1 protein-coding gene is annotated in these 487 nt (G+C 68.2%); it reads left to right on the forward strand.

Features of this window, described 5'->3' with window-relative positions:
• Nucleotides 1-487: condensation domain-containing protein (locus tag N5079_RS35155; RefSeq protein WP_261588544.1), on the forward strand; the 487-nt coding region annotated here is incomplete at both ends.

A 487-nucleotide genomic window follows, 5' to 3' on the forward strand; every position in this document is an offset into this window, starting at 1 on the left:
GAGCTGGACGGGCTGATCGGGTTCTTCGTCAACACGCTGGTGCTGCGGGGTGATCTGTCGGGGGATCCGTCGTTCCGGGAGTTGCTGGCGCGGACCCGGCAGGTGGCGCTGGAGGCGTATACGCATCAGGATGTGCCGTTCGAGCGGCTGGTGGACGCCGTGGCGGGGGTGCGGGATCCGAGCCGTAGTCCGCTGTTTCAGGTGATGTTCGCGCTGCAGAACACTCCGGGTGAGCGGCCTGTGCTGGATGGGCTTACGTCGGAGTTGCTGCAGCCGCAGACGACGGCGAGCAAGTTCGACCTGACGGTGTCGGTGGAGGAGACTCCCGGCGGGCTGGCCGGGGTGGTGGAGTACAGCACCGATCTGTTCGATCGGGGGACGGTCGAGCGTCTGGTCGGGCACTACGAGCGGCTGCTGGAGGGGGTGGCCGCCGACCCCGATGCGCGGGTGTCGGAGATTTCGCTGCTGAGCGAGGCCGAGCAGCGCC

It is taken from the genome of Planotetraspora sp. A-T 1434 (assembly GCF_025420585.1).
Lineage (GTDB): Bacteria > Actinomycetota > Actinomycetes > Streptosporangiales > Streptosporangiaceae > JAOEGB01.